The organism is Cellulomonas sp. NPDC055163 (genome assembly GCF_053607065.1).
In genome coordinates, this window is record NZ_JBSGSU010000008.1 from 93,820 (window position 1) to 116,233 (window position 22,414).

The following is a 22,414-nucleotide window of genomic DNA, read 5'->3' on the forward strand; positions in this document are numbered from 1 at the left end:
CGGGGATCGCACCATCGTCTCACGCACGTGCGACGATGCCCGGATGACGTGGCACACCCTCGAACGGCGCGAGCTCGCGCAGGCCCTGACCGACGCGGGCCCCGAGGCCCCGACGCTGTGCGAGGGCTGGCAGGCACGGCACCTCGCCGCGCACGTCGTGCTGCGCGAGGGCTCGCTGGTCGTGCCCGCCGGGCTCGCCGTGCCGCCGCTCGCCGGCCGGGCCGAGCGCGCGATCGAGGACCTCGCGCGGGCGGGGCTGAGCGAGGGCGGCTTCCGGGACCTCGTCGCGCGGGTCGCCGCCGAGCCGCCCGCGTGGCACCCGGTGACGTGGGCCGGCGACGCGGCCAACCTCGTCGAGTTCTTCGTGCACACCGAGGACGTGCGGCGCGGCACCGGGACCGTCACGGACCGCGAGCTCGAGCCCGAGCGCGAGCAGGCGCTCTGGTCGCACCTCCTGCGCGCGGCACGGCTGACCTACCGCAAGGTCGCCGCCGGCGTCGTGCTGGTGCGTCCCGACGGCGTGCGGCGGGTCGTCAGGCGACCGGCACGCGGGTTCGGGACCGTCGTGGTGCGCGGGTCCGTCGCGGACCTGCTGCTGCACGGCTTCGGCCGGGGCACCGCGACGCAGGTCACCGTCGAGGGAGCCCCGCAGGACGTGGAGTCCGTGCGCGAGGCGCTGCCGTTCCGCTGACGCCGACCCAGCAGTTCCACTGACGGTCGCGTTCCAGCGGGTCGCCCGACGGACGCGCGGCGACGGGCCGCGCGCTCAGCGGACGGTCACGCCCGCCTCGCGCAGCGCCTGCTTGACCTGGCCGACCGTGAGGGCCCCGAAGTGGAAGACGCTCGCGGCCAGCACCGCGTCGGCGCCCGCGCGGGCCGCCTCGACGAAGTGCTCGGGCGTCCCCGCGCCGCCGCTCGCGACGAGCGGGACCCGGACCTCCCGGCGCACGTCCCCGAGCATCTCGAGGTCGAAGCCGGCGGTGGTCCCGTCGGCGTCCATGGAGTTGAGCAGGATCTCCCCCGCGCCGAGCTCCGCGGCCTGCGCGGCCCAGGCGACGGCGTCGATCCCGGTCCCCCGGCGGCCGCCGTGCGTCGTGACCTCGTACCCCGAGTCGGTGCGCGTGCCGCCCGTGACCCGGCGGGCGTCGACCGAGAGCACGAGGACCTGGCTGCCGAAGCGCTCCGCGATCTCCGCGATGAGCTGGGGGCGGGCGATCGCGGCGGTGTTGACGCCCACCTTGTCCGCGCCCGCGCGCAGCAGGCGGTCGACGTCGTCGGTCGACCGGACGCCCCCGCCCACCGTCAGGGGCACGAACACCTCGCCGGCGGTCCGGCGCACCACGTCGTACGTGGTCTCGCGGTTGCCCGACGACGCGGACACGTCGAGGAACGTCAGCTCGTCGGCGCCCTCCGCGTCGTACCGGTGCGCGAGCTCGACCGGGTCGCCGGCGTCGCGCAGGTTCTCAAAGTTGACCCCCTTGACGACGCGGCCCGCATCGACGTCGAGGCACGGGATCACGCGCAGCGCGAGCGTCACGGCTCAGCCCTCCGTCGTCGGTTCGGCGCCGCCGCCGGCGGGGGCGGTCGCGTCGGGCGTCGCGCCCTCGGGCGTCGTGGCCGCGCGGCTCGCGAGCAGGTCGATCACGAACACCACGGTCTGACCCTGGAGCTCCTCGCTCTGCGTGACGCCGAGCGGGTAGGAGGGCGGGACGACGAGCATGACCTGGCTGCCGACGGGCTGCTCGACGAGCGCCGACCACGCCGGCACGCTGTCGAGCGAGAACCACACCGGGCTCCCGCTCGTCCACGTCGACTCGAACGGCGCGCCCGTGGTCCACGAGAACCCCGTGTACTGCACCGTGATGACGTCGCCCTCCGCGACCTGCCGACCGGTGCCGCGGAGCAGCTGCTGGGTCACGAGCTCGGTGGGCGGCTCGGCGGCGGACGGCGTGATCGACGGGGACCCGTCGTCGGCGAGCGTGACGGTCGGCAGACCCTCGCGCGGCGGCACCGCCTCGCCCGCGGCGCGCGTCGGCAGGACGTCGAGGACCGTCACCGTGGGGAAGTCCGCGGCGCCGTTGCCCGGTGCGGGGCTGACCTGCAGCAGGCGGGCCCCGACCCGCTGGCCGCGCAGCGTCTCGTAGAGGTCCTCCCCGAGGTCCTCCGCGGACAGGATGCGCGCCGTCGGGTTGGTCGAGTAGCTCTCCTTGACGACCGTCGCGTCGGTCGCGTCCTCGAGCCAGAAGTCGACGAGCGCCGGACGTCCCTCGACGAGCTCGGGACCGGAGCCCGGCCAGATCACGCTCGAGACGGTCTCGTCGACGCTGAGCGGCGTCCGGTAGGTGATGGTCGGGCGCTCCCCCGCCTCACCCGACACGACCACGTCGAGCGTCTCCTCCTCGGGTGCCGTGCACCCGGTGACCAGCAGCGCGACCGCCACCGCCACCGCTCCCAGACGTCGCACGACGCTCCTCTCCGCTCGCATGTCGGCCCACACTGTACGGCGCCGCGCTGCGCGCCCGGGAACGCACTCGCGCCCCGGGACCGCTCGCCCCCGACGGCGTGCGAGCACGTCCGGGCGCCCGCGCAACCGACCGGCTCGGGCGGGCGCCGGCGCTCACATCGACTCGATGAGCCTCTCGACCCTGTCGTCGACGCTGCGGAACGGGTCCTTGCACAGCACGGTCCGCTGAGCCTGGTCGTTGAGCTTGAGGTGCACCCAGTCGACCGTGTAGTCGCGCCGGGCCTCCTGCGCGCGTCGCACGAAGTCACCGCGGAGCTTGGCGCGGGTCGTCTGCGGCGGGACCGCCGTCGCCTCGAACACCTCGAGGTCCGTCGTCACGCGCTCGACGAGACCCCGCGCCGCGAGCAGGTTGTACAGGCCCTCGGTCCGCGAGATGTCGTGGTACGCGAGGTCCATCCGCGCGACCCGGACGTCCGACATCTCGAGCCCGTGCTTCGCTCGGTACCGCTCGATGAGCCGGTACTTGATCACCCAGTCCAGCTCGCGCTCGACGAGCGACAGGTCGCCGGTGCGGATCGCCCGCAACCCGCGCTCCCACAGGTCGAGGACCTGCTTGACGACCGGCGTCGCGTCCACCTCGGCGTCCACGAACTCCTTGACACGCCCGAGGTACTCCTCCTGCAGGTCGACCGCGGTCATCGACCGGCCGTTGGCCATCGCGACCGGCTGCGTGCCCGTCATGTCGTGCGAGATCTCGCGGATCGCGCGGATCGGGTTCTCCAGCGCCATGTCGCGCATGGGGATCCCGGCCTCGATCATCCGCAGGATCAGGTCGGTCGAGCCGACCTTGAGCATCGTCGTCGTCTCCGACATCGACGAGTCCCCGACGATGACGTGCAGGCGCCGGTAGTGCTCGGCGTCGGCGTGCGGCTCGTCGCGCGTGTTGATGATCGGCCGGGACCGCGTCGTCGCGCTCGAGACGGCCTCCCAGATGTGGTCCGCCCGCTGGGACAGGCAGTACACGGCGCCGCGCGGCGTCGAGAGGACCTTCCCGGCACCCGTGAGCACCTGACGCGTGATGAGGAACGGCACGAGCACGTCGGACAGCCGCGAGAAGTCGCCCTGGCGGCGCACGAGGTAGTTCTCGTGGCAGCCGTAGGAGTTGCCGGCCGAGTCGGTGTTGTTCTTGAACAGGTGGATGCGGCCGGCGAGCCCCTCGTGCTCGAGCCGCTGCTGCGCGTCCGCGACGAGGCCCTCGAGGATGCGCTCCCCGCCGCGGTCGTGCGTCACGAGCTGGCGCACGTCGTCGCACTCGGCGGTCGCGTACTCCGGGTGCGAGCCGACGTCGAGGTACAGGCGGGAGCCGTTGCGCAGGAACACGTTCGACGAGCGCCCCCACGCCACGACCTTGCGGAACAGGTACCGGGCGACCTCGTCCGCGGACAGGCCGCGCCCGTCGTCCGACGCGCACGTGACGCCGTACTCGGTCTCGAGACCGAAGATCCGACGGTCCATGGCTGCCTCCTCGTCGTCAGTGTCCCTCAGGGTCCGCCGCAGCCGCTCGACGGCGGGAGCCGAGCGCCGAGCGGAGGGCGCCCGGCCGGCCCGGTCAGGGCTGCGTGACCGCTCCGAGCAGGTCCTCGAGCGCGACGCCGGACAGCCGGCGGAAGGCCCGGCGGGGGCGCGTCCGGTCGAGCACGGCCACCTCGAGCTGGCTTGCGGGGATGCGGCGGGGCTCGCCCTCGGCCGGGGTGCCCAGCACGCGCACCGCGAGGTCGAGCACCTCCGCGAGCGGCAGCCCGGGACGCCAGCCGTCGGAGAGCAGCGCACCGAGCCGCTCGGCCTCGCCGCCCATCACGACGTACCCGTGCTCGTCCGCGACCGACCCGTCGTACGACAGGCGGTACACCTGGTCGGCCTCGGCGCGGTCCCCGACCTCGGCGACCACGAGCTCGACCTCGAGCGGCTTGGACTCGGTGGTGAAGACCGTGCCGAGCGTCTGGGCGTACGCGTTCGCGAGACCGCGCGCGTTGACGTCGCGCCGGTCGTAGGAGTACCCGCGCAGGTCGGCGTACCGCACGCCCGCGACCCGCAGGTTCTCGAACTCGTTGTACTTCCCCACCGCGGCGAACGCGATGCGGTCGTAGATCTCGGAGATCTTGTGGAGCGCGCGCGAGGGGTTCTCGGTCGCGAACGCGATCCCGTCGTCGTACTGCAGCACGACGACGGACCGACCGCGCGCGATGCCCTTGCGGGCGTAGTCCGCGCGGTCCTTCATGAGCTGCTCGGGCGAGACGTAGAACGGCATGCTCATCGCTGCTCACCTCCTCGTGCGAGACGGGTCCGGTCGTGCTCGGCGCGGCGAGCGGTGGTCACGTCGCCCACGACGCGCGCCAGCTCGTCGTCGGGCACCCGCACGTAGCCGGCCTCGGTCACGGTCGCCACGACGGGCCAGATGCGCCGGCTCTCGTCGGGCCCGCCCGTCGCGGAGTCGTCGTCGGCGGCGTCGACGAGCGCCTCGACGGCGACCCGCACCCCGCCGGCCACGTCGAGCCCGGGCCGCCACAGCTTCTTGAGCGAGCCGCGCGCGAAGACCGAGCCCGAGCCGACGCTGTGGTGCTCGTGCTCCTCGTAGCGCCCGCCCGTGATGTCGTAGGAGAAGATCCGCCCGCGGTGGCGGTCGAGGTCGAAGCCGGAGAACAGCGGCACGACCGCGAGCCCCTGCATCGCGAGCCCCAGGTTGGCGCGGATCATCGTCGCGAGGCGGTTGGCCTTGCCGTCGAGCGAGAGCAGGGTGCCCTCGATCTTCTCGTAGTGCTCGAGCTCGAGCTGGAAGAGCCGGACGAGCTCGACGGCGAGCCCGGCGGTGCCGGCGATGCCGACCGCGGAGAACTCGTCGGCCGGGAAGACCTTCTCGATCTCGCGGCTGGCGATCGTCGGGCCCATCGTCGCCCGGCGGTCGCCGGCCATGACGACCCCGCCGTCGAACGTCAGCGCGACGATCGTCGTCGCGTGCGGGGCGGCGAGGGCGTCGACGGGCGGCAGGGTCCGGTTACCGGGGAGCAGCGACGGGGCGTGACCGGCGAGGAAGTCGACGAAGGACGGCGACCCGGGCGTGAGGAACGCGCTCGGGAGCCGCCCCGGGGAGGCTGCGTGATCCGGACCCATCGAGGCTCACTGACCGCCCTTCTGCACGAACCCGCGCACGAACTGCTCCGCGTTCGACTCGAGGACCTCGTCGATCTCCTCGAGCAGGGCGTCGACCTCGGCGTCGCGGGCCTGCGCGGCAGGCGTCGCGGGTGCCGGCTCCGGGGCGTCGACCGGCTCGTCGTCCTCGCGACGGGCCCGTCCGTGTTCCTGACCAGCCATCGTGGCCTCCCGTGTGTCTCGGTCGTGCTCGGACGGGTCGCGCGCGTCCAGGTGCCGAAGCGCCCCGCGTGCGGCCCGCTCGCTCCACCCTAGGCCCTGCCCCGGACGTGCGGCGGACCGACCGACCGTGGCACGGACGGGTGACGCACGTGCCCGCCCCTGTGCACAGCGGCGGGCGGCGACCCGGCATGGGCCAGGATGCCGCCATGCCTCCTGCGCAGGGCACCAGCCCCGACCCCTATGCCCTCGTCCGGCGGCTGCTGACCGACGCGGGCGCGTGCCCCTCGTGCGCCGCCGCGTTGACGTCCGCGCGCTGCACCGCCTGCGGGCTCGACCTCGCGGGGGCGGACGCGCGCGAGCTCTGGACCCTCTCGCAGCGCGCCGCGGGTGCGCTCGACGCCCGGCAGGCGCACCTCGCCGGGATGCGCGGCCGTCAGCGGCAGGCCACCACCGACGCGCACCGCCGGGCCGCCACGGAGCCGTCGACCGCGCGGGCGGTCGCGGCTCGCGGAGCTGCGGCGCAGGCTCTCCCGTCCGCGCGGACGGCCCCGGTCACCCCGGACGGGCCCCGGCTGGGGCACTCCCGACCCCCGGCTCCCCCGCGCGCCCCGGCAGCCCCGCCCCGCACACCCGCAGCCGCGCGCGCACCGCTCCCCGCCCCGGAAGCCGGACCGTCACCCCGGACGGTCCCGACGGCGAGCACGGCGCGCCCGCTCTGGCGGGTGCAGACCGTGCTGCAGGTGCTCGGCGCGAGCCTCCTCGCGGCGGCGAGCATCGTGTTCCTCCTCTTCAGCTGGGGCTGGATCCCGCTCGCGGGTCGCGCGGTCGCCGTCGCGGTCGGCACGGTCGTGGTCTTCGCCGTCGCGAGCCGGCTGCGCCGGTCGGGCCTGACGTCGAGCGCGGAGGCCGTCGGCGGTCTCGCGGCCGTGCTGCTGCTGCTCGACGCGTGGGCGGTCCCGGCGACCGGGCTCGTGCGGCCGGCGGAACCGGCGGTGTACGCGGGCGTCGCGGCGCTCGTCTGCGGTGCCGCGCTCGCGGTGTGGGGCGTGCGCGCCCGGCTGCGGGTCGGCACGCTCGCCGGCGCGGTCCTGGTCCCCGTCGCACCGCTCCTGCTCGCACCGCTCGTCCCCTCGGCGGGCGGGTTCGCCGGGCTCGCCTGCGTGGCGCTCGCGCTGACCACCGCCCGGTTCTCGGGTCGGACCGCCGCCCCGGACCGGCACGCCGTCGAGCGGGCCGTGCTCGGGGTGCTGGCGTGGGCCCTCGTCGCCGCCGTCGCATCGGTGGCGGCCGTCGCGGCGCTGCTGGACGGCGCGGGCTGGGACGCACCGACCGCCCCGGCGTGGGGCTCCGTCGCCGCGCTCGTGGCGGCCGCGGTGCTCGCCGCCGTCCAGTCCCGGCTCATGACGGCGCGGGTCGACCCGGAGCCCGACGGCGGCCCCGTGCCCGCCGCCGGCGCGGGCTCCGGGGCGACGGCCACGTTCGCCGGCTTCGGAGGCGCGGCCCGGGTCTGGGCGACGCTCGCGGGCGCGCTCGCGGCGGTCGCCGCCCTGGCCGTCGTCGTGCTGCTGACCCGGGCCGGCGCCGTCGAGGACGCGGCGCTGTGGGCGCTGGTGCCGCTCGCACCGACGCTGGTCACGCTCGGGCTGCGCCTCGCCCGCCGCGCTCGTGGCGGCGAGCCGTGGACCGCGCAGGGCGCGCACGCCGTCGCGCTGCTCGCGAGCGTCCCGACCGTCGTCGCGCTCCCCCTCGTCACCGCGGCGTCGCTCGTCGAGCCGGACGCCGCCCCGGGGCCGGCGGCGGTCGCGCTCGTGCTGGGCGCTGCCGCGACGGTCGCGCTCACCCGAGCCGCGGCCCGGCAGGCCCGGGTCGGGTCGTGGATCGCCGGCGCGGTGTTCGTCGCGACCCCCGTCGCGCTGGCGAGCGTGTGGCCCGGCCTCGTCGGCACCGGCCTCGTCCTCGGGCTGCTCGCGGTGGCGGCGCTCGTGTTCGCGGGGGATGCGGCCGGCGTACGGCCCGTGCTCGGCGGGAGCGCCCCGGCGCGCACCGTCGTGGTCCTGGCGGTGCTCGGCGCCCTCGCCGCGTCCCACGGGGCACCCGGACCGCTCGCCGCCGCACTCGCAGCGACGGCGGCGCTCGGCGTCGGGACCCGGCGGTGGCTCGCCCGCCCCGCGGCCCTGCGCGCTGCGGCGCTCGCTGCCGCTGCGCTGCTCGGGTGGTCGGCGACGGTCGTGGCCCTCGTCGCCGCCGGCATCGACCCGGCGGTGGCGCGCACCTCCTCGGCGTGCGTCGTCGTCACCGCGTGCCTCGTGCTCGCCGTGCGGCGCGGCGGTGCCCCGCCGGACCGCGTCGCCTGGCTCACCGCCGGGGCCGCGACGCTCGGCACCGCGTGGCCGTGGGCCGTCGCCGCGTCGTCGCCGGACGGCTCCGGCGTGCTCCGCGCACTGGTCGTGCTGCTCGCCGTGCTCGCGCTCGCCGGCTCGGCGCTGGTCGCCGTGCGCGGGCGCACGACCGTGCCCCGCTCGGCGCGTGTCGCCGCCGCCGTGGTCGCTCCGCTCGGCGCGCTCACCGTCGTGAGCCTCGAGCGCGCCCCGGGGAGCACGCTGCCGGGCAGCACGCTCGCGGTCGGGGTGGCGGCGGCCGGCGCCGTCGGGGTGCTCCTCGCCCCGGTGCTCGCCCGCGGGGCGGCGGTGGACGCGGTGGCGCGTCTCGGGTCCGCGGCCGAGGCGGCGACGCACGACGAGCACGCGCGGCGCGCCGCGGAGGCAGGAGGGTGGGCGGTGCTCGCGGCTGCCGTCGCGACCGCGTCCGGCGCGGCTCCCACCGGCTCCGCAGCGAACGCGGCCCTCGTGCTCCTGGTCGCCGCGATCACCTCCGGCGCCTGGTCGCTCGCGCCCGGCCGCCGCTGGGCGCGATGGGGCACGCTCGCGCTCGCCACGGTGGCGTCCTGGGTGCTGCTCGGCGCGGGCGACGTCGGGACCCCCGAGGCCTACCTCGCACCCGCAGGGCTCGTCCTCGCGGTGGTGGGAGCGCGGCGCTGGAGGGCCGCTGCGGAGGGGGACGTCGCGCTGCTCGGCGCGGGGCTCGCGCTCGCGACCGTGCCGAGCGCCCTCCTCGACGGCGAGCTCGCCGCCGGGCTCCCCCGGTTCGTCGTCGCCGGGATCGTCGGCACGGTCCTCGTCGCGCTCGTCGAGCTGCCGGTGGTGCGTCGGCGACCCGGTGCGGGGACGTCGAGGCTGCAGCCGCAGCACGTCCTGTCCCTGCTCGGTGGGCTGCTCGCCGTCCTGGGCCCGTGGTCCCACGCCCTCCTCGGCGCGCGGTCCGCTGCCGCGGGTGGTTCGGGCGACCCGCTGTTCCTCACCGTCGAGGCCGCGTCGCTGCCCGCCGCCGCCGTGGTCGCCACAGCCGCCTGGCGACTCGCGCGCGACCCGTCGGCGACACACCTGCGGGTCGCCGCGTGGAGCGCCTGGGCCGTCGCCGCTGCGGCCGCCGTCCCGACGGTCGTGGCGGTGCGTGACTCCGGAGGCGGCCTCGTGCGCACCGTCGCGGTGCTCGTGGTCGGCGCCGCGCTCGCGCTCGAGACCGCCCGTCGGACGTCGGCGGTGCGTGAGCACGCCGACCTCGCCGTCGTGGGTCTGGCGGTGGCCGGCCTCGCGACGCTCGCCGGGGCGGCCACGCTGACCGAGCCGCCCGGGGACGCGCTCGTGGCGCTGCTCGGACTGCTCGCGCTCGCCGTGGCGGTCCGGCGCACGGGCGGCGGGACCGCACCGTGGTGGGGCACCGCGGGCGCGCTCCTGGCCCTCCCCCTCGCCCTCGGGGACGGCGCCTGGCGCGCCGTCGCGGCCGGCGGGCTGGCTGCGGCGCTCGTCGGGGTCGCGGTGCGCGTCCGCACCGACGACGCCGCGCGGGAGCTCGGCGCACCGGCTCCGGCTCCCGATCGCGCTCCGACGGGGACGTCGTCCGCGGCACCCCGCGGCCCGGCGACCCGGGTCGCGCCGAGCACCCACACCCTCGTGCTCGCGACGGCCGCCGCCCTCGCCCTGCTCGGTCCGGCGCGGCACGCGACGGCCGCTGCTGGTGGACCGGGAGCCGGTCTCTCCGGTGTCGAGGCGTGGTCCCTGCCCGCCGCCGTGCTGCTCGCGGGAGTGCTGCGGGAGCTGACCCGCCAGGCGGCTCCCCGTGCCGCGACCGCTCCCGCCGGCCCCGCTCCTCGCGTCGTCGCCTGGGCCCGTCGCGTCGGCGTCTGGCTCGTGGCGGCGGTCGCGGTGGTGCCAACCGCCGTCGCCGTCGCCGTCGCCGCACCCGTCTCGTCGTCGCTGCCCCTCGGCCGGATGCTCGCCCTGCTCGCCGGCGGCGCCACGGTCGCGGTCGCCGGCGTCACGGGCGCCGCACCGCCGCGCCGGGTCCTCGGCACCTCGCTCGTCCCGGTCGGCCTCGCGGTCGCCGGGCTCGCGTGGTTCGCGTCCGCCGCCGCGCCGTCCGACCCGCCGCCGAGTGCGGTCCTCGCGGCGGTGGGGCTCCTCGTGACCGGGGTCGGGACCGTCGTCGTGACACGCAGCGACCGAGGCGCGAGCTGGCCGTTCCTCGGTGCGCTCCTCGTCCTGCCGCTCATGCTCGGCCCGGCTCCGTGGGGCGGCCCGGCGGTGGGCCTCCTCGTCGCGATGGTCGCGCTCGGTGCCGGCTGGGCCCTGGGGCGCGTCGGCCTCACCGCTCGTGCTCGCGCCGTACCGCTCGCCGTCGCGGCGGTGCTCACCGTCACGGTCGCCGGGCGGCACACCGTGGACGCCGCGAGCACCACGCCGGGTCCCCGGGTCGAGCTGATCGCGCTCGCCACCGCGCTGGTGCTGGGCGCGACCGTCGCGCTCCTGGGCCGGGCCTGGCCGTTCACCGGTCCGGGGCCGCGCTCGTGGGCCGCCTGGCCGGTAGCCCTCGCTGCCGCCGCCCCGACCCTCGTCGCGGCCGCCGACGACCCCGCCGACCTCGGCCGTCCGGGCGCCGTGCTCGTCGTCGGGTCCTGCCTCGCCGTGGTCGGCGCGGCGCGCACGGCGCGGGTTCGCGCCACCGTCCCGGCTGCTGTCGACCGTGCCCATGCAGATGCAGGCGCACGCGCAGGTGCAGGTGCAGGTGCAGGGCGCGGGGCGCTCGTGGGGCACTCGGACGTGGCCCCCGCCGACGCAACCGTCGGGGGTGTGCGGGCCGTCCAGCTCCGCGCTGTCGGTCTCGTGCTCGCGGCTGCAGCGGCTCTCCTGGCGGCCGTGCGGGGCGGGGAGGTCCCGGTCGACGCGCCGCTCGTGCTGCTCGGCGCGACCCTGCTGGCGGTCGGCGTCCTCGCGCTGCTCCGCGACGCGAGCGCGAGCTCGTGGGTGTGCCTCGCGCCGGGGCTGATCCTCGCGGTGGTCGTCCCGGTCACGACAGGGTGGTCCGAGCCGACGATGTGGCGGCTCGTGCTCGTTCTCGTGGGCGCCACCGCTGCCGTCGTCGTCGGCGCCGTGCGGCGCTGGCAGGCGCCGTTCGTGCTGGGCGCCGCAGCGCTCGCCGTCGTGGCCGTCGTCCAGGCGTCACCCGCCGCGGTCGCCGCGATGCAGGTCGTCGAGTGGTGGGTCGTGCTCGCGCTCGGCGGTGCGGTGCTGCTCGGGCTCGGCCTGACCTACGAGCGGCGGCTCCGGGAGGCGCGGGAGGCTGCGCGCTTCGTGGTCGCGATGCGCTGACCCGAGCGACCCGGCGCCGGACCGAGGCTCAGGCGCCGAGGGCGCGGAGCAGCGCGGCGGCGTCGGCGCTGCGGTCGAGCAGACCTCCGACGTGCTCGCGGGTCCCCCGCGTCGGGTCCTTCATCGGCACGCGCTGGAGCGTCGGTGCGCCGGGCACGTCGAAGATCACCGAGTCCCAGCTCGCCGCGGAGACCTGCGACGCGAACCGCGCGATGACCTCGCCCCGGAAGTAGGCGCGGGTGTCGGGCGGTGCGTGCCCGACGGCCTCCTCGACGGCGCCGGCGGTCACCAGGTGCTCGACGGCGCCCGCCGCCGCCAGCCGGTGGTACAGGCCGCGCTCGGGCCGGACGTCGGACCACTGGAGGTCGACCGCGGCGAGGCGCGGGTGGTCCCAGTCCAGCTGGTCGCGCCGGCGCATCCCCTCCAGCAGGCGCAGCTTCGCGAGCCACTCGACCTCCCGCGCACAGCTCGCCGGGTCGTCGGCGAGGCGTCCGAGGAGCGATCCCCAGCGGGCGACGACGTCCTGCGTCTCGTCATCGGGTGCGCCGCCGGCGGCATCGAGCACCGCCGAGACGGCCGCGAGGTACTCGGCCTGCACCTCGAGCGCCGTGAGCCGTCGACCGTCCGCGAGGTCGAGCGGCACCGTCAGCGTGAGGTCGTGGCTGACGGTGTGGACCGCCTCCACGGGGTCGCGCAGCGTGAGGCGGTCCCACGCGTGGACGGCCGCCCGGGCGGCCGACGCCGCCGGCCCGTCCCCGACGGAGCACTCGAGCACCCACAGCACCAGCGAGGTGGTCCCGAGCTTGAGGTAGGTCGCGACCTCGAGCAGGTTCGCGTCGCCGATGATGACGTGCAGCCGTCGCCACCGGGTGGGGTCGGCGTGCGGCTCGTCGCGCGTGTTGACGATGGGGCGCCGCAGGGTCGTCTCGAGCCCGACCTCCGCCTCGATGTAGTCCGCGCGCTGCGAGAGCTGGAACCCGGCGTCCTCGCCGCGCTGGCCGATCCCCACGCGCCCCGCGCCGGTGTACACCTGGCGGGTCACGAGGAACGGGATGAGCCGGGCCGCGAGCTCCGCGAACGGCACGGCGCGGTCGACGAGGTAGTTCTCGTGCGTGCCGTACGTCGCACCCTTGCCGTCGACGTTGTTCTTGTAGAGCGACACGTCCGGCATCGCGGAGGTCGACGCGAGGGCGCGCACGGAGGCGAGCATGACGAGCTCGCCCGCGCGGTCCCAGCGCACGGCGTCGAGCGGGCCGCGGACCTCCGGCGAGGAGTACTCGGGGTGGGCGTGGTCGACGTACAGGCGAGCGCCGTTGGTCAGGATGACGTTCGCGGCGCCCGGGTCCTCGTACTCCTCGACGAGCGGGCGGGCGAGCTCCTGGGGTCCGTCCGCGGACGGCGCGGCGTGCTCGGGGTCGTCGGTGAGCATCGAGGGGTGGGCCGAGACCCGCTGCAGCCGGAACCCGCGCGCGTCGTGCAGCGGGTCCTCGTCGTCGTAGTCCCAACGGGCCCGCGTGCGACCGCCCTCCCGCGCCGCCGCGTGGACGGCGACCACGTGGCTCGACAGCAGCATCGGGTTCGCGTTCGGTCGCCCGGGCTGGAGGATCCCGTACTCGGTCTCGATCCCCATGACCCGGCGCACGCTCACGGGCCCACCCTACGGTGCTCGCCGCGGTGGGCCCGTGCACGGTCCGCCACCCGCAGACGCCGGGGCGACCTGCGGTGACGCTGCGACGGAGCGTCTAGAGATACGGCCCGGTGCTCGTGACGGTCTCGATCGTGCGCGAGCCGTCCGTGCCCTTCTTGCCCTGCACGATCGTCCGGATGAAGACGATGCGCTCGCCCTTCTTCCCGGAGATGCGAGCCCAGTCGTCGGGGTTCGTCGTGTTCGGGAGGTCCTCGTTCTCCTTGAACTCGTCGACGCACGCCGTGAGCAGGTGGTCGACGCGGATGCCCCGCTGACCGGTCGCGAGGAAGTCCTTGATCGCCGACTTCTTGGCGCGGTCGACGACGTTCTGGATCATCGCGCCCGAGTTGAAGTCCTTGAAGTACAGGACCTCCTTGTCGCCGCTCGCGTAGGTCACCTCGAGGAAGCGGTTCTCCTCGCTCTCCGTGTACATGCGCTCGACGACCCGGGTGATCATCGCGTCGACCGCCGCACGCGCGCTGCCGCCGTGCTCGGCGAGGTCGTCGGCGTGGATCGGCAGGCCCTCGGTGAGGTACTTCGCGAAGATCTCGCGGGCACCTTCCGCGTCGGGCCGCTCGATCTTGATCTTCACGTCGAGGCGACCGGGCCGCAGGATCGCGGGGTCGATCATGTCCTCACGGTTCGAGGCGCCGATCACGATGACGTTCTCGAGGCGCTCGACGCCGTCGATCTCCGAGAGCAGCTGCGGGACGATCGTCGTCTCGACGTCGCTCGAGACGCCCGTGCCGCGGGTGCGGAACAGCGACTCCATCTCGTCGAAGAACACGACGACGGGGTGACCCTGGGACGCCTTCTCGCGGGCTCGGGCGAAGATCAGCCGGATGTGGCGCTCGGTCTCCCCCACGTACTTGTTGAGCAGCTCGGGGCCCTTGACGTTGAGGAAGTACGACTTCGTCTCGTCGGCGTCCTCCCCGCGGGCTGCGGCGGCGGTCGCGGCCAGCGAGTGCGCGACGGCCTTGGCGATGAGCGTCTTGCCGCAGCCGGGAGGGCCGTAGAGCAGGACGCCCTTCGGCGGCTTGAGCCCGTGCTCGCGGAACAGCTCGGGGTGCAGGAACGGCAGCTCGACCGCGTCGCGGATCGTCTCGATCTGGGGTCCGAGCCCCCCGATGTCGGTGTACTCGATGTCGGGGACCTCCTCGAGCACGAGCTCCTCGACCTCGGCGCGCGGGATCCGCTCGAACACGAACCCGCTGCGCGGCTCGATCGTCAGCGCGTCACCGACCCGCACGGACGCCTCGAGGAGCTGCCCGGCGAACCGCACCACGCGCTCCTCGTCGCCGCGTCCCACGACGAGCGCGCGTCCCGTCCCGAGGAGCTCCTTGACGGTGACGAGCTCCCCGACCTCCTCGTACCCGCCGGCCTCGACGACCGTGAGCGCCTCGTTGAGCATGACCTCCTGGCCGGGGCGGAGCCGGTGGACGTCCAGCGTCGGGCTGGCGCCGACGTGCATCTTGCGGCCCGCGGACACGATGTCGACCGTGCCGTCCTCGCGGGCGGTGAGGAACGTGGCGTAGGTGCCCGGTGGCTTGGCGAGCTCGTCGAGCTGGCGCTTGAGCTCGACGATCTGCTCGCGCGCGGCGACGAGGGCCTCCGCGATGCGTTCGTTCCGCGCGGACAGCAGCGCGAGCTCGCGCTGCAGGTCCCGGCCTGGTGCTCCCGAGTCGGTCATCGCGTCAGCCTCCGTCCCCTGACCCTGGCGGGCCCTGGCAGTCGTCCACGGTGCACGCCGGCGTGCGCTTGCAGCGACCCTAACCACACGTGTCAATCGCGCGCACGACGCGCCATCAGGTGGCGCGTCGTGCCGCCCGGAGCACCCCGAGGCGGACGATCGACCAGGTCAGTCGGCGGTGGGCGCCTGGCCGACGTCGCGTCGCACGCGCCGGATCTTCTTGTCGGAGATCGCCCGCTCGCCGAGCGCCTCGGGCGACCACGCCTCGTCGGGCACCGCCGCGGCGCTCGCGACGCCCTCGACCGCGTCGGCGTCCGGGTAGGCGCCCTTGGCGGGGCGACGGCGGCGCAGCGGGGCGTCGACGCCGTCCGCGAGCCGCCGGGTGGTGAGCAGGAAGCCCGTGTGGCCGATCATGCGGTGCTGCGGCCGGACGGCGAGGCCCTCGAGGTGCCAGCCGCGGACCATCGACTCCCACGCCTCGGGCTCGGTGTACCGGCCGTCGGCGCGGATGTCCTCGGCGAGGCGGGAGAGCTGCGTGGTGGTGGCGACGTAGGCGATGAGCACGCCGCCGGGCGCGAGGGCCGTCGCGACGGCGTCGAGGTTCTCCCACGGCGCGAGCATGTCGAGCACGACGCGGTCGACGGAGGCCGGCTCCGAGGCGACCGGGAGCACGTCCGAGAGGTCCCCGACGGAGAGCGTCCAGGCGGGGTGGGGCGCGCCGAAGAACGCCTCGACGTTCCCGCGCGCGATCGCGGCGAAGTCCTCGCGGCGCTCGATGGAGTGCAGCGCACCGCCGTCCCCGACAGCTCGCAGGAGCGACATCGTGAGCGCGCCGGACCCGACGCCGGCCTCGACGACGCGCGCGCCCGGGTAGATGTCGGCCATCGCGACGATCTGGCCCGCGTCCTTCGGGTAGACGACGGCGGCGCCCCGCGGCATCGACAGCGTGTAGTCGCTCAGGAGCGGGCGCAGGGCGAGGTACTCGATCCCGGCGGTGTTCCGGACGACCGTGCCCTCGGGTGCCCCGATGAGCGCGTCGTGCGTGAAGTAGCCCTTGTGGGTGTGGAACGACGCGCCGGGGGCGAGCGTGATGGTGTGCAGGCGGCCGCGCGGGTCGGTGAGCTGGACGCGGTCCCCCTCGCGCAGCGGGCCGCGGCGCATCGCGGCACCCGTGCTGCTCGTCGGCGCGGTCGGGGGGATCGTCTCGTGGGTCACGGGGGTCGAGTCTAGGAGCGTGCCGCGGTGCCCGGCCCCACGTGGCGCAGCGCCGCGACGACGTCGGTGGCGCGCACGAGCGCCGTGACGCGTCCGCCGGCGACGACCGCCAGCACGGGCGAGAGACGCGTCGCGTGCCCCACGGCCCCGACCAGCTCCGCCCCTCGCAGCGTCCCGTCGACGACGGCGCCGGGCGGCAGCACGACCGCGACGGCCGCGACGGGGGTCGACGCACGCTGCCCGGACGGCACACCGGCAGCGGCGGCCCGATCGACGTACGCCTCGGGAAGGCCCTCGGACGAGACGAGCACGACGTCGTCCACGCCGGCGGCGCTGCGGGCGCGATCGGCGTCCGCGAGGGTCGCACCCGCGGGGACCGCCGTCGCCGGGAGCCCGACGCTCTCGACCGTGACGAGGTCGAGCCGGCGCCCGGTGCGCCCCTCGCGGATCGCCGCGCTGGCCCCGCTCCACAGGAACGCCCCGACGAGCCCGGCCCAGCCGACGGTGAACAGCGACGGCCGCGTGCCGTCGAGCAGGGGCAGGGCGAGCGCCCACGCGAGCACGCCGACCGCGACGACGCGCCCGGCCCACCCGGCGGCGACGGTGCCGGCGTGCCGGTCGCCCCGGAGGCGCCAGACGAGCGCCTCGAGCACGCGCCCGCCGTCGAGCGGCAGTCCTGGGACGAGGTTGAAGAGCGCGACGAACCCGTTGGAGAACGCGCCGGCCCAGAGCAGCATCCCCAGCAGGCCCGACGACGGCACCGCCTGGGCGGCGACCCAGCACACCGCGGCGATCGCGACGTTCGCGAGCGGGCCGACGACGGCCACGAGCGCGCTCGTCGCCGGGGTCGGGGCGGCGCCACCGAACGCGGTGTGCCCGCCCCAGAGGGTCAGCGCGAACTCCCGGACGACCTGTCCGCGGGCCCGCGCGACGAAGCCGTGCGCGAGCTCGTGGACGAAGACCGAGACGAACAGCATGACGACGAACCCGCCGGCCACGACCCACGTGAGCCCCCCGAGCTCCGGCGCGCGGGTCCGGATCGTCGGGGCGAAGACGGCGGTGAGGACCACGGCCGCGAGCAGCCAGCTCGGGGTGACGACGACGGGCGCGCCGGCGGCCCGGCCCACGACCCAGCCCTGGGTGCCGTCCCGACGCTCCGCGCTGCTCACGCCCGCCAGCCTAGGTCGTCGTGTCGGTGGGGCCGCCTAGGCTCGTGCCGTGACGACCGACCTGACCGAGCTCGACGCGGCCGACCTCGCCGCGCCGTCCGCCGCGCCTGAGGGGGGCCCGGCCGCCGCACCCGAGGGGCGCCTGGACGACGTGACGGGCGGCGTCGGTGGACCCGCGTCCGACGGGGACGTGCCGGCCGCGCGGGGCGTCGAGGCGGCCGGTGGCACCGAGACCGTCGGCGAGGCCGAGACGGCCGGGATCGTCCCGACGGACACCGAGGTCCCGGCCCCCGCCGAGCGTCGCTCCGTCCCGGGGCTGTCGCCGTCGCGGGCCAACGACTTCCTGCAGTGCCCGCTGCTCTTCCGCCTGCGCGTCGTGGACCGGCTGCCCGAGCCGGCCAGCCCGGCCGCCGCACGCGGCACGCTGGTCCACGCGGTGCTCGAGCGGCTCTACGACCTGCCCGCCGGCGAGCGCACGCCCGCGGCGGCGCGCGCGATGGTCGACGGCCAGTGGGCGGCGCTCCTGGAGGAGTCGCCCGCGTACCGGGAGCTCTTCACCTCCGATGAGGAGCGCACCGAGTGGCTCGCGAGCGCGGGCACGCTGCTCGACACCTACTTCACGCTCGAGGACCCGAACCGGCTCGAGCCCCGCGAGCGCGAGCTCATGGTCCGCACGCAGCTCGAGGACGGCCCGCAGCTGCGGGGCATCGTCGACCGCATCGACGTGGCCCCGAACGGCATGGTCCGGGTCGTCGACTACAAGACCGGTCGTTCCCCGCGGCCGGGGTTCGAGAGCTCCGCGCTCTTCCAGATGCGGTTCTACGCGTACGTGATCCAGCGCGAGCGGGGCGTGCTCCCCGCGCTCCTGCAGCTCGTCTACCTCGGCGACCAGCAGATCGTGCGGCATGCGCCCAGCGAGGCGGAGATGGTCACGTTCGAGCAGCGGGTCCGCTCGATCTGGGCCGGCATCGAGGAGACCGCGCGGTCCGGCGACTGGCGCCCGCGCCCGTCGAAGCTGTGCGGGTGGTGCTCGTTCAAGGACCGCTGCCCGGCGTTCGGCGGCACGGCACCCGAGGTGCCGGAGGGCGCGGTCGAGCTGGCTTTCGGCGTCGTCCCCTCGGGCGCGCCCACAACCGGGGCGCCCGGCTTGTGACCGCTCCCTGCGTCACTGTGATGTCCGGGGACGTGGGGCCGTCGCGTGACCGGTGGCGGGCCGCCGAGGGCGAGCTGGCGCGGCGGTGATCGCCGAGGTGCAGCCGGCCGGGCAGAGCGCCTAGCCCTCGGCGGTCCCTGCTGTCGCTGCTCCTCGCAGGTCCACGACCTGGCCGCCGCCGATCGCCGCGAGCACGTCCAGGGTCACCTCGCTCAGCGACCCGGTGATGCTCACGCCGTCGAGCGGCTCGACCGGGGCGAGGACCTGGACGGCCAGCACCCGCGCGCCCGAGGCGTGCGCGGAGGCGACGCCCGACCGCGAGTCCTCGACCGCGACGCAGTCCCGGACGTCGACGCCGAGCCTCGCGGCCGCCGTCAGGTACGGCTCGGGGTGGGGCTTGGGGTGCGTGACCTCGTCGCCGCTGACGACGACGTCGAACACGCCGGTCGCGCGCGCGAACGGCTCGGCGAGCACCGCGAACGACGACGTGACGAGCGCGAGCGGCACGCCCGCGGCGACGAGCCCGTCGAGCAGCTCCCGCGCGCCGGGCTGCCACGGGATCCCCGCGGCGACGCCGGCCGCGACACGCGCGTTGAGGAACCCGCTGATCTCGTCGTCGGGCAGCGCCACCCCGCGCTCGCGCAGGGTCCGGGCGCAGACGGCGATGGAGCTGCCCACCATCGCGAGCGCGTCCTCCCGGGTCCACACACCGCCGTGCGCCTCGACGAGCTCCGTCTCCGCGCTCATCCAGTACGGCTCGGTGTCGATGAGCGTGCCGTCCATGTCCCAGAGCACAGCCGCGGGCAGCGGGGGCGCTGCTGAGGGGGTTCGACTCGCCGTCGTGCTGCTGGTCTGGAAGGTCAAGACGGGGCTCCGATCGACGCCGCGCACCGCGGTGGTGCACCGATCGAGGCTAACCGCCGCGCGGGGCGACGACCGGCCGGTGTGGTCGAGCGCACACGAGCCGGTCGTCGGACGGACGGGAGCAGCGGCGCGGCCGACGCCGGGGTCGCGGTGCCGCACCGGACGGGCCGGGCGGCGCGACGGGCGGGAGCACGGGCGCGGCGTCCCGTCAGGCGGGGGCACGGGTGCGGCGTCCCGTCAGGCGGGGGCACGGGTGCGGCGTCCCGTCAGGCGGCGACGAGGTCGAACGCGTTGCCCTCCGGGTCGACCAGCGTCACGGAGCGCCGCCCACCCGCGGTCAGTCCGCCGAGCCGGCGCGCGCCGAGCCCCTGGAGCCGGCGGACCTCGCCGTCCAGGTCTCCGGTCGTGAGCTGCAGGTGCACGGGGGTTCGCAGCTCGCGGCCGTCGGTCACCTGGCGGAACACGAGCCGGGGCAGCCCGGCCGCGGAGCCGTCGACCAGCTCCGCGTGGAACGCGCTCGCCCCCGGGGCGACCTCGGCGCGGAGCACCGCGGCCCAGAACTCGGCGGTGGCCTGCGCGTCGAACGCGTCGTAGGCGATCCCGTGGAAGGCCGGGGCCGGGGCTCGGGTCGGGGAGTCCGTGGCCGCGGCGGCAGGCGTCGTGCGGGCGAGGCCCGACGCGTCTGCTGCGGTGGCTGTGCGCCCGACGGTGCTCGGGAGGGGAACGGTCGCCGCGGCACGCGCGGACATCGTCGGGCGGGTCGTCGGACGGGTGGTGGTGGTCATCGTGCCTCCGTCGTCGCGGCACCGTGGGCGAGCCGGGCCACGTGGTCCCACTCCCGCCAGGTCGCGAGCCGCTGCTCGTAGTCGTGCGTGGCGATGGCGAGGGGTGCCTCGCCGAAGAACACCCGCAGGGGCGGGCGGGGGGCGTCCACGACGGCGAGGAGCGCCGCGGCGCTCGCGTCGGGGTCGCCGATGCTCGCGGTGCGCCGGGTCCGCGCGAGGGACGAGGCCTCCCGGACGCCGTCGTACGCCGGGTGGGGAGCCGCGTGCCGCGCGGACGGGCCGGCCCAGTCCGTCGCGAAGCCGCCGGGCTCGACGAGCGTGACGTGGATGCCGAACCCGGCGACCTCCTGCGCGAGCGACTGCGTGAGGCCTTCGAGCGCCCACTTGGACGCGTGGTAGGCACCGATGTTCGGGAAGGCGCTGATCCCGCCGATCGACGACACCTGGATCACGTGCCCGCTCCCCTGCGCTCGCAGGTGGGGAAGCGCGGCCTGGGTGACCCAGACGGCGCCGAACAGGTTGGTCTCGAGCTGGTCGCGCAGCTCGCGCTCGGTGAGCTCCTCGACCATGCCGAACTGCCCGTACCCCGCGTTGTTGACGACGACGTCGAGCCGGCCGAAGTGGGCGTGCGCGCCGTCGACCGCGGTGAGCACCGCGTCGCGGTGGGTCACGTCGAGCTCGACGGGCAGCACCGCGTCGCCGTACCGCTCGACGAGCTCGTCGAGCGTCGTGACGTCCCGTGCTGTCGCCGCGACGCGGTCGCCGCGGTCGAGCGCGGCCTGCGTCCAGGTGCGGCCGAAGCCGCGCGACGCGCCGGTGATGAACCAGGTCTTCACGAGTGCTCCTCGGTTGCGGGGGGCGGGTGCGCGGTCGCCTGCCGTGTGGACGTGCGGCGACGGGCTGCGTACCCTGGAACGGAGGAACCTCCGTTTCCATCCACGACACTAACCGGAGGACCCTCCACTTAGCAAGAGGAGAGCTGTGCCGACGACCCCCGCGGCGGACCGACCGCTGCGCGCCGACGCCCGACGCAACCGCGAGCGCCTGCTCTCGGTCGCCGCCGAGGTGCTGACCAAGGACATCGACGTCCCGCTCGAGGCGATCGCCGAGCGTGCCGGAGTCGGCATCGGCACGCTCTACCGCCACTTCCCCAACCGCGACGCGCTCATCGAGGCGGTCTACCGGCACGAGGTCGAGGAGCTGTGCGACGCCGCTCCGCTGCTCGTCGGCGGGGACGGCCCCGCACTGGACGGCTTCCGCGAGTGGGTCGCCCGCTTCGTGGGCTACGCGGCGACGAAGCGGGGCCTGGGCGGCGCGCTGCGCAACGCGGTCGGCTCCGACTCGCCGCTCTTCGACCAGACGCGCACCCGCCTGATCGGGGCCCTCACCGTGCTCCTCGACGCGTGCCGCGCCGAGGGGTCGGTCCGCTCGGACGTCGACGCGCGGGACGTCATGCTCGCGATGAGCGGGGTGTGGCTCGTGCCGGACGGGCCCGAGTGGGACGCGCAGGTCCGGCGCCTGCTCGACCTCGTGGTCGACGGGCTGCGCTACGGCACCTGAACGTCCCGCCCGCCGTCACCCTCGGGTGAACAGGCTCGGCCCGCGGAGCGGCGGGGCCGGCTCCGCTGACGCGGTGGGCGTGGCCGGTCCCGCGGGCCGGGCGACCTCGACGCCCCCCGGCCCTCAGGACCGGCCACGAGTCACCGCCCCGTAGGCGAACCTGCGTCCGGGGGCACGGGCACGGCGACGACCTCCGGCGGCGGCGCGAGCGGCGCCTCGTAGTCGTGGATGCTGTCGAGGATCGGTCGCACGACAGCCGCGGTGCAGTCGAGGCGCTCGCCCGTTGTCTGCACGAACACGAGCAGACTCGTGCCGTCGGACCGCACGTGCGGCACCAGCAGGCGCCGTACGACCCGGCCCTCCCACTCCTGCGGGCAGTCGAAGACGAGCCGCGGCGCTCCGAAGGCCGTGGCACCGTCGAGGCGGTGGCAGGCGCTGCCGCCGGTGTCGAGACCTGCGACCATCCAGAGGCCCTGCCACTCTGCCCCGTCGGCACCCTCGTGACGCGTGACGAACAGCTGGTCGGCCTCGTCGGCACCCTGCGCGGACGCGAGGACCTCGACGTCCGCTCCGACGTCCAGCTCGTGCCACTTCTCCGGGACGTCGATTGTGAACGACTCGTCGGAGGCGATGAGACGGAGAGAGCCGCCGGCCGGCCGGGCGGGCGACGAGGCGCACCCGCCGAACGCAGGGACCGCGATCGCGGTGGCGAGCAGGAGCCGGACGGCGACGGAACGTGAGGAGGTCATGCAC

General features: G+C 75.8%; 18 protein-coding genes. 4 read left to right on the forward strand and 14 right to left on the reverse strand.

Features of this window, described 5'->3' with window-relative positions:
* The first annotated feature begins 43 nt into the window (after nt 1-43).
* A complete protein-coding gene (locus ACWFNE_RS16625) occupies nt 44-691 on the forward strand; it encodes a TIGR03085 family metal-binding protein (protein WP_452123532.1) in 648 nt (215 codons plus the stop codon).
* Nucleotides 692-766: 75 nt separating this feature from the next.
* Here the strand turns inward: ACWFNE_RS16625 and hisF are convergent, their stop codons facing one another.
* The 6 genes from hisF to ACWFNE_RS16655 all read right to left on the reverse strand — a co-directional run bounded on the left by hisF (nt 767) and on the right by ACWFNE_RS16655 (nt 5,833).
* Entirely contained in the window at nt 767-1,537 is a 771-nt protein-coding gene (hisF, locus tag ACWFNE_RS16630) for an imidazole glycerol phosphate synthase subunit HisF (RefSeq protein ID WP_452123533.1), read from the reverse strand.
* 3 nt (nt 1,538-1,540) lie between these two features.
* Nucleotides 1,541-2,464, reverse strand: a complete 924-nt coding sequence (locus ACWFNE_RS16635; RefSeq protein ID WP_452123534.1) for an FKBP-type peptidyl-prolyl cis-trans isomerase — start codon at nt 2,462-2,464, stop codon at nt 1,541-1,543.
* A gap of 153 nt (nt 2,465-2,617) precedes the next feature.
* The gene (pafA, locus tag ACWFNE_RS16640) at nt 2,618-3,979 is read right to left on the reverse strand and encodes a Pup--protein ligase (protein ID WP_452123535.1); all 1,362 of its coding nucleotides are present in this window, start codon (nt 3,977-3,979) and stop codon (nt 2,618-2,620) included.
* Nucleotides 3,980-4,073: 94 nt separating this feature from the next.
* Nucleotides 4,074-4,778 carry a proteasome subunit alpha gene (gene prcA / locus ACWFNE_RS16645; protein WP_452123536.1) on the reverse strand — a complete coding sequence of 235 codons (705 nt, stop codon included), beginning with the start codon at nt 4,776-4,778 and terminating at the stop codon, nt 4,074-4,076.
* A complete protein-coding gene (gene prcB, locus ACWFNE_RS16650) occupies nt 4,775-5,632 on the reverse strand; it encodes a proteasome subunit beta (protein WP_452123537.1) in 858 nt (285 codons plus the stop codon). Before prcB ends, prcA begins: the two co-directional genes overlap by 4 nt.
* Before the next feature lie 6 nt (nt 5,633-5,638).
* Nucleotides 5,639-5,833, reverse strand: coding sequence for a ubiquitin-like protein Pup (locus ACWFNE_RS16655; RefSeq protein ID WP_034634353.1), 195 nt, complete (start codon nt 5,831-5,833; stop codon nt 5,639-5,641).
* A 206-nt stretch (nt 5,834-6,039) separates the two neighbouring features.
* Between ACWFNE_RS16655 and ACWFNE_RS16660 the strand changes: the two genes are divergently transcribed.
* Complete coding sequence (locus ACWFNE_RS16660) at nt 6,040-11,538, forward strand: SCO7613 C-terminal domain-containing membrane protein (protein ID WP_452123538.1); 5,499 nt, start codon at nt 6,040-6,042, stop codon at nt 11,536-11,538.
* A 28-nt stretch (nt 11,539-11,566) separates the two neighbouring features.
* On the opposite strand, the gene dop is transcribed toward ACWFNE_RS16660, so the two are convergent.
* From dop to ACWFNE_RS16680, 4 genes are all read right to left on the reverse strand, one after another.
* Nucleotides 11,567-13,186 carry a depupylase/deamidase Dop gene (gene dop / locus ACWFNE_RS16665; protein WP_452123539.1) on the reverse strand — a complete coding sequence of 540 codons (1,620 nt, stop codon included), beginning with the start codon at nt 13,184-13,186 and terminating at the stop codon, nt 11,567-11,569.
* Nucleotides 13,187-13,280: 94 nt separating this feature from the next.
* The gene (arc, locus tag ACWFNE_RS16670; RefSeq protein ID WP_452123540.1) at nt 13,281-14,915 is read right to left on the reverse strand and encodes a proteasome ATPase; all 1,635 of its coding nucleotides are present in this window, start codon (nt 14,913-14,915) and stop codon (nt 13,281-13,283) included.
* Nucleotides 14,916-15,083: 168 nt separating this feature from the next.
* Complete coding sequence (locus tag ACWFNE_RS16675) at nt 15,084-16,076, reverse strand: tRNA (adenine-N1)-methyltransferase (RefSeq protein WP_258727171.1); 993 nt, start codon at nt 16,074-16,076, stop codon at nt 15,084-15,086.
* Nucleotides 16,077-16,141: 65 nt separating this feature from the next.
* Nucleotides 16,142-17,299, reverse strand: a complete 1,158-nt coding sequence (locus ACWFNE_RS16680) for a site-2 protease family protein (RefSeq protein WP_452123541.1) — start codon at nt 17,297-17,299, stop codon at nt 16,142-16,144.
* A 259-nt stretch (nt 17,300-17,558) separates the two neighbouring features.
* On the opposite strand from ACWFNE_RS16680, the gene ACWFNE_RS16685 reads away from it, so the two are divergent.
* Nucleotides 17,559-18,452, forward strand: coding sequence for a RecB family exonuclease (locus tag ACWFNE_RS16685; RefSeq protein ID WP_452123641.1), 894 nt, complete (start codon nt 17,559-17,561; stop codon nt 18,450-18,452).
* Between the two features lie 120 nt (nt 18,453-18,572).
* Here the strand turns inward: ACWFNE_RS16685 and ACWFNE_RS16690 are convergent, their stop codons facing one another.
* The 3 genes from ACWFNE_RS16690 to ACWFNE_RS16700 form a co-directional block, all read right to left on the reverse strand.
* On the reverse strand, nt 18,573-19,343 hold the full coding sequence (locus tag ACWFNE_RS16690) for an HAD family hydrolase (RefSeq protein WP_452123542.1): 771 nt from the start codon (nt 19,341-19,343) through the stop codon (nt 18,573-18,575).
* A gap of 239 nt (nt 19,344-19,582) precedes the next feature.
* Complete coding sequence (locus ACWFNE_RS16695; RefSeq protein WP_452123543.1) at nt 19,583-20,101, reverse strand: VOC family protein; 519 nt, start codon at nt 20,099-20,101, stop codon at nt 19,583-19,585.
* The gene (locus tag ACWFNE_RS16700) at nt 20,098-20,937 is read right to left on the reverse strand and encodes an SDR family oxidoreductase (RefSeq protein WP_452123544.1); all 840 of its coding nucleotides are present in this window, start codon (nt 20,935-20,937) and stop codon (nt 20,098-20,100) included. The genes ACWFNE_RS16695 and ACWFNE_RS16700 overlap by 4 nt, the downstream gene beginning before the upstream one ends.
* Nucleotides 20,938-21,082: 145 nt before the next feature.
* Here ACWFNE_RS16700 and ACWFNE_RS16705 point away from each other — a divergent pair, with 145 nt between their 5' ends.
* Nucleotides 21,083-21,661: a TetR/AcrR family transcriptional regulator gene (locus ACWFNE_RS16705; protein WP_452123545.1), complete on the forward strand. Its 579-nt coding sequence runs from the start codon at nt 21,083-21,085 to the stop codon at nt 21,659-21,661.
* A 140-nt stretch (nt 21,662-21,801) separates the two neighbouring features.
* Here ACWFNE_RS16705 and ACWFNE_RS16710 read toward each other — a convergent pair whose 3' ends face one another.
* Nucleotides 21,802-22,410 (reverse strand): hypothetical protein, encoded by a 609-nt coding sequence (locus tag ACWFNE_RS16710; protein ID WP_452123546.1) that lies wholly within the window; start codon nt 22,408-22,410, stop codon nt 21,802-21,804.
* Between the last annotated feature and the right edge of the window lie 4 nt (nt 22,411-22,414).

Bases quoted from the DNA above. Each gene is read 5' to 3' on its own strand.
- arc (WP_452123540.1), bottom strand. From the start codon at position 14,915: ATGACCGACTCGGGAGCACCAGGCCGGGACCTGCAGCGCGAGCTCGCG.
- ACWFNE_RS16710 (WP_452123546.1), bottom strand. From the start codon at position 22,410: ATGACCTCCTCACGTTCCGTCGCCGTCCGGCTCCTGCTCGCCACCGCG.
- ACWFNE_RS16625 (WP_452123532.1), top strand. From the start codon at position 44: ATGACGTGGCACACCCTCGAACGGCGCGAGCTCGCGCAGGCCCTGACC.
- ACWFNE_RS16675 (WP_258727171.1), bottom strand. From the start codon at position 16,076: ATGCGCCGCGGCCCGCTGCGCGAGGGGGACCGCGTCCAGCTCACCGAC.
- ACWFNE_RS16660 (WP_452123538.1), top strand. From the start codon at position 6,040: ATGCCTCCTGCGCAGGGCACCAGCCCCGACCCCTATGCCCTCGTCCGG.
- pafA (WP_452123535.1), bottom strand. From the start codon at position 3,979: ATGGACCGTCGGATCTTCGGTCTCGAGACCGAGTACGGCGTCACGTGC.
- ACWFNE_RS16695 (WP_452123543.1), bottom strand. From the start codon at position 20,101: ATGACCACCACCACCCGTCCGACGACCCGCCCGACGATGTCCGCGCGT.
- ACWFNE_RS16655 (WP_034634353.1), bottom strand. From the start codon at position 5,833: ATGGCTGGTCAGGAACACGGACGGGCCCGTCGCGAGGACGACGAGCCG.
- prcB (WP_452123537.1), bottom strand. From the start codon at position 5,632: ATGGGTCCGGATCACGCAGCCTCCCCGGGGCGGCTCCCGAGCGCGTTC.
- prcA (WP_452123536.1), bottom strand. From the start codon at position 4,778: ATGAGCATGCCGTTCTACGTCTCGCCCGAGCAGCTCATGAAGGACCGC.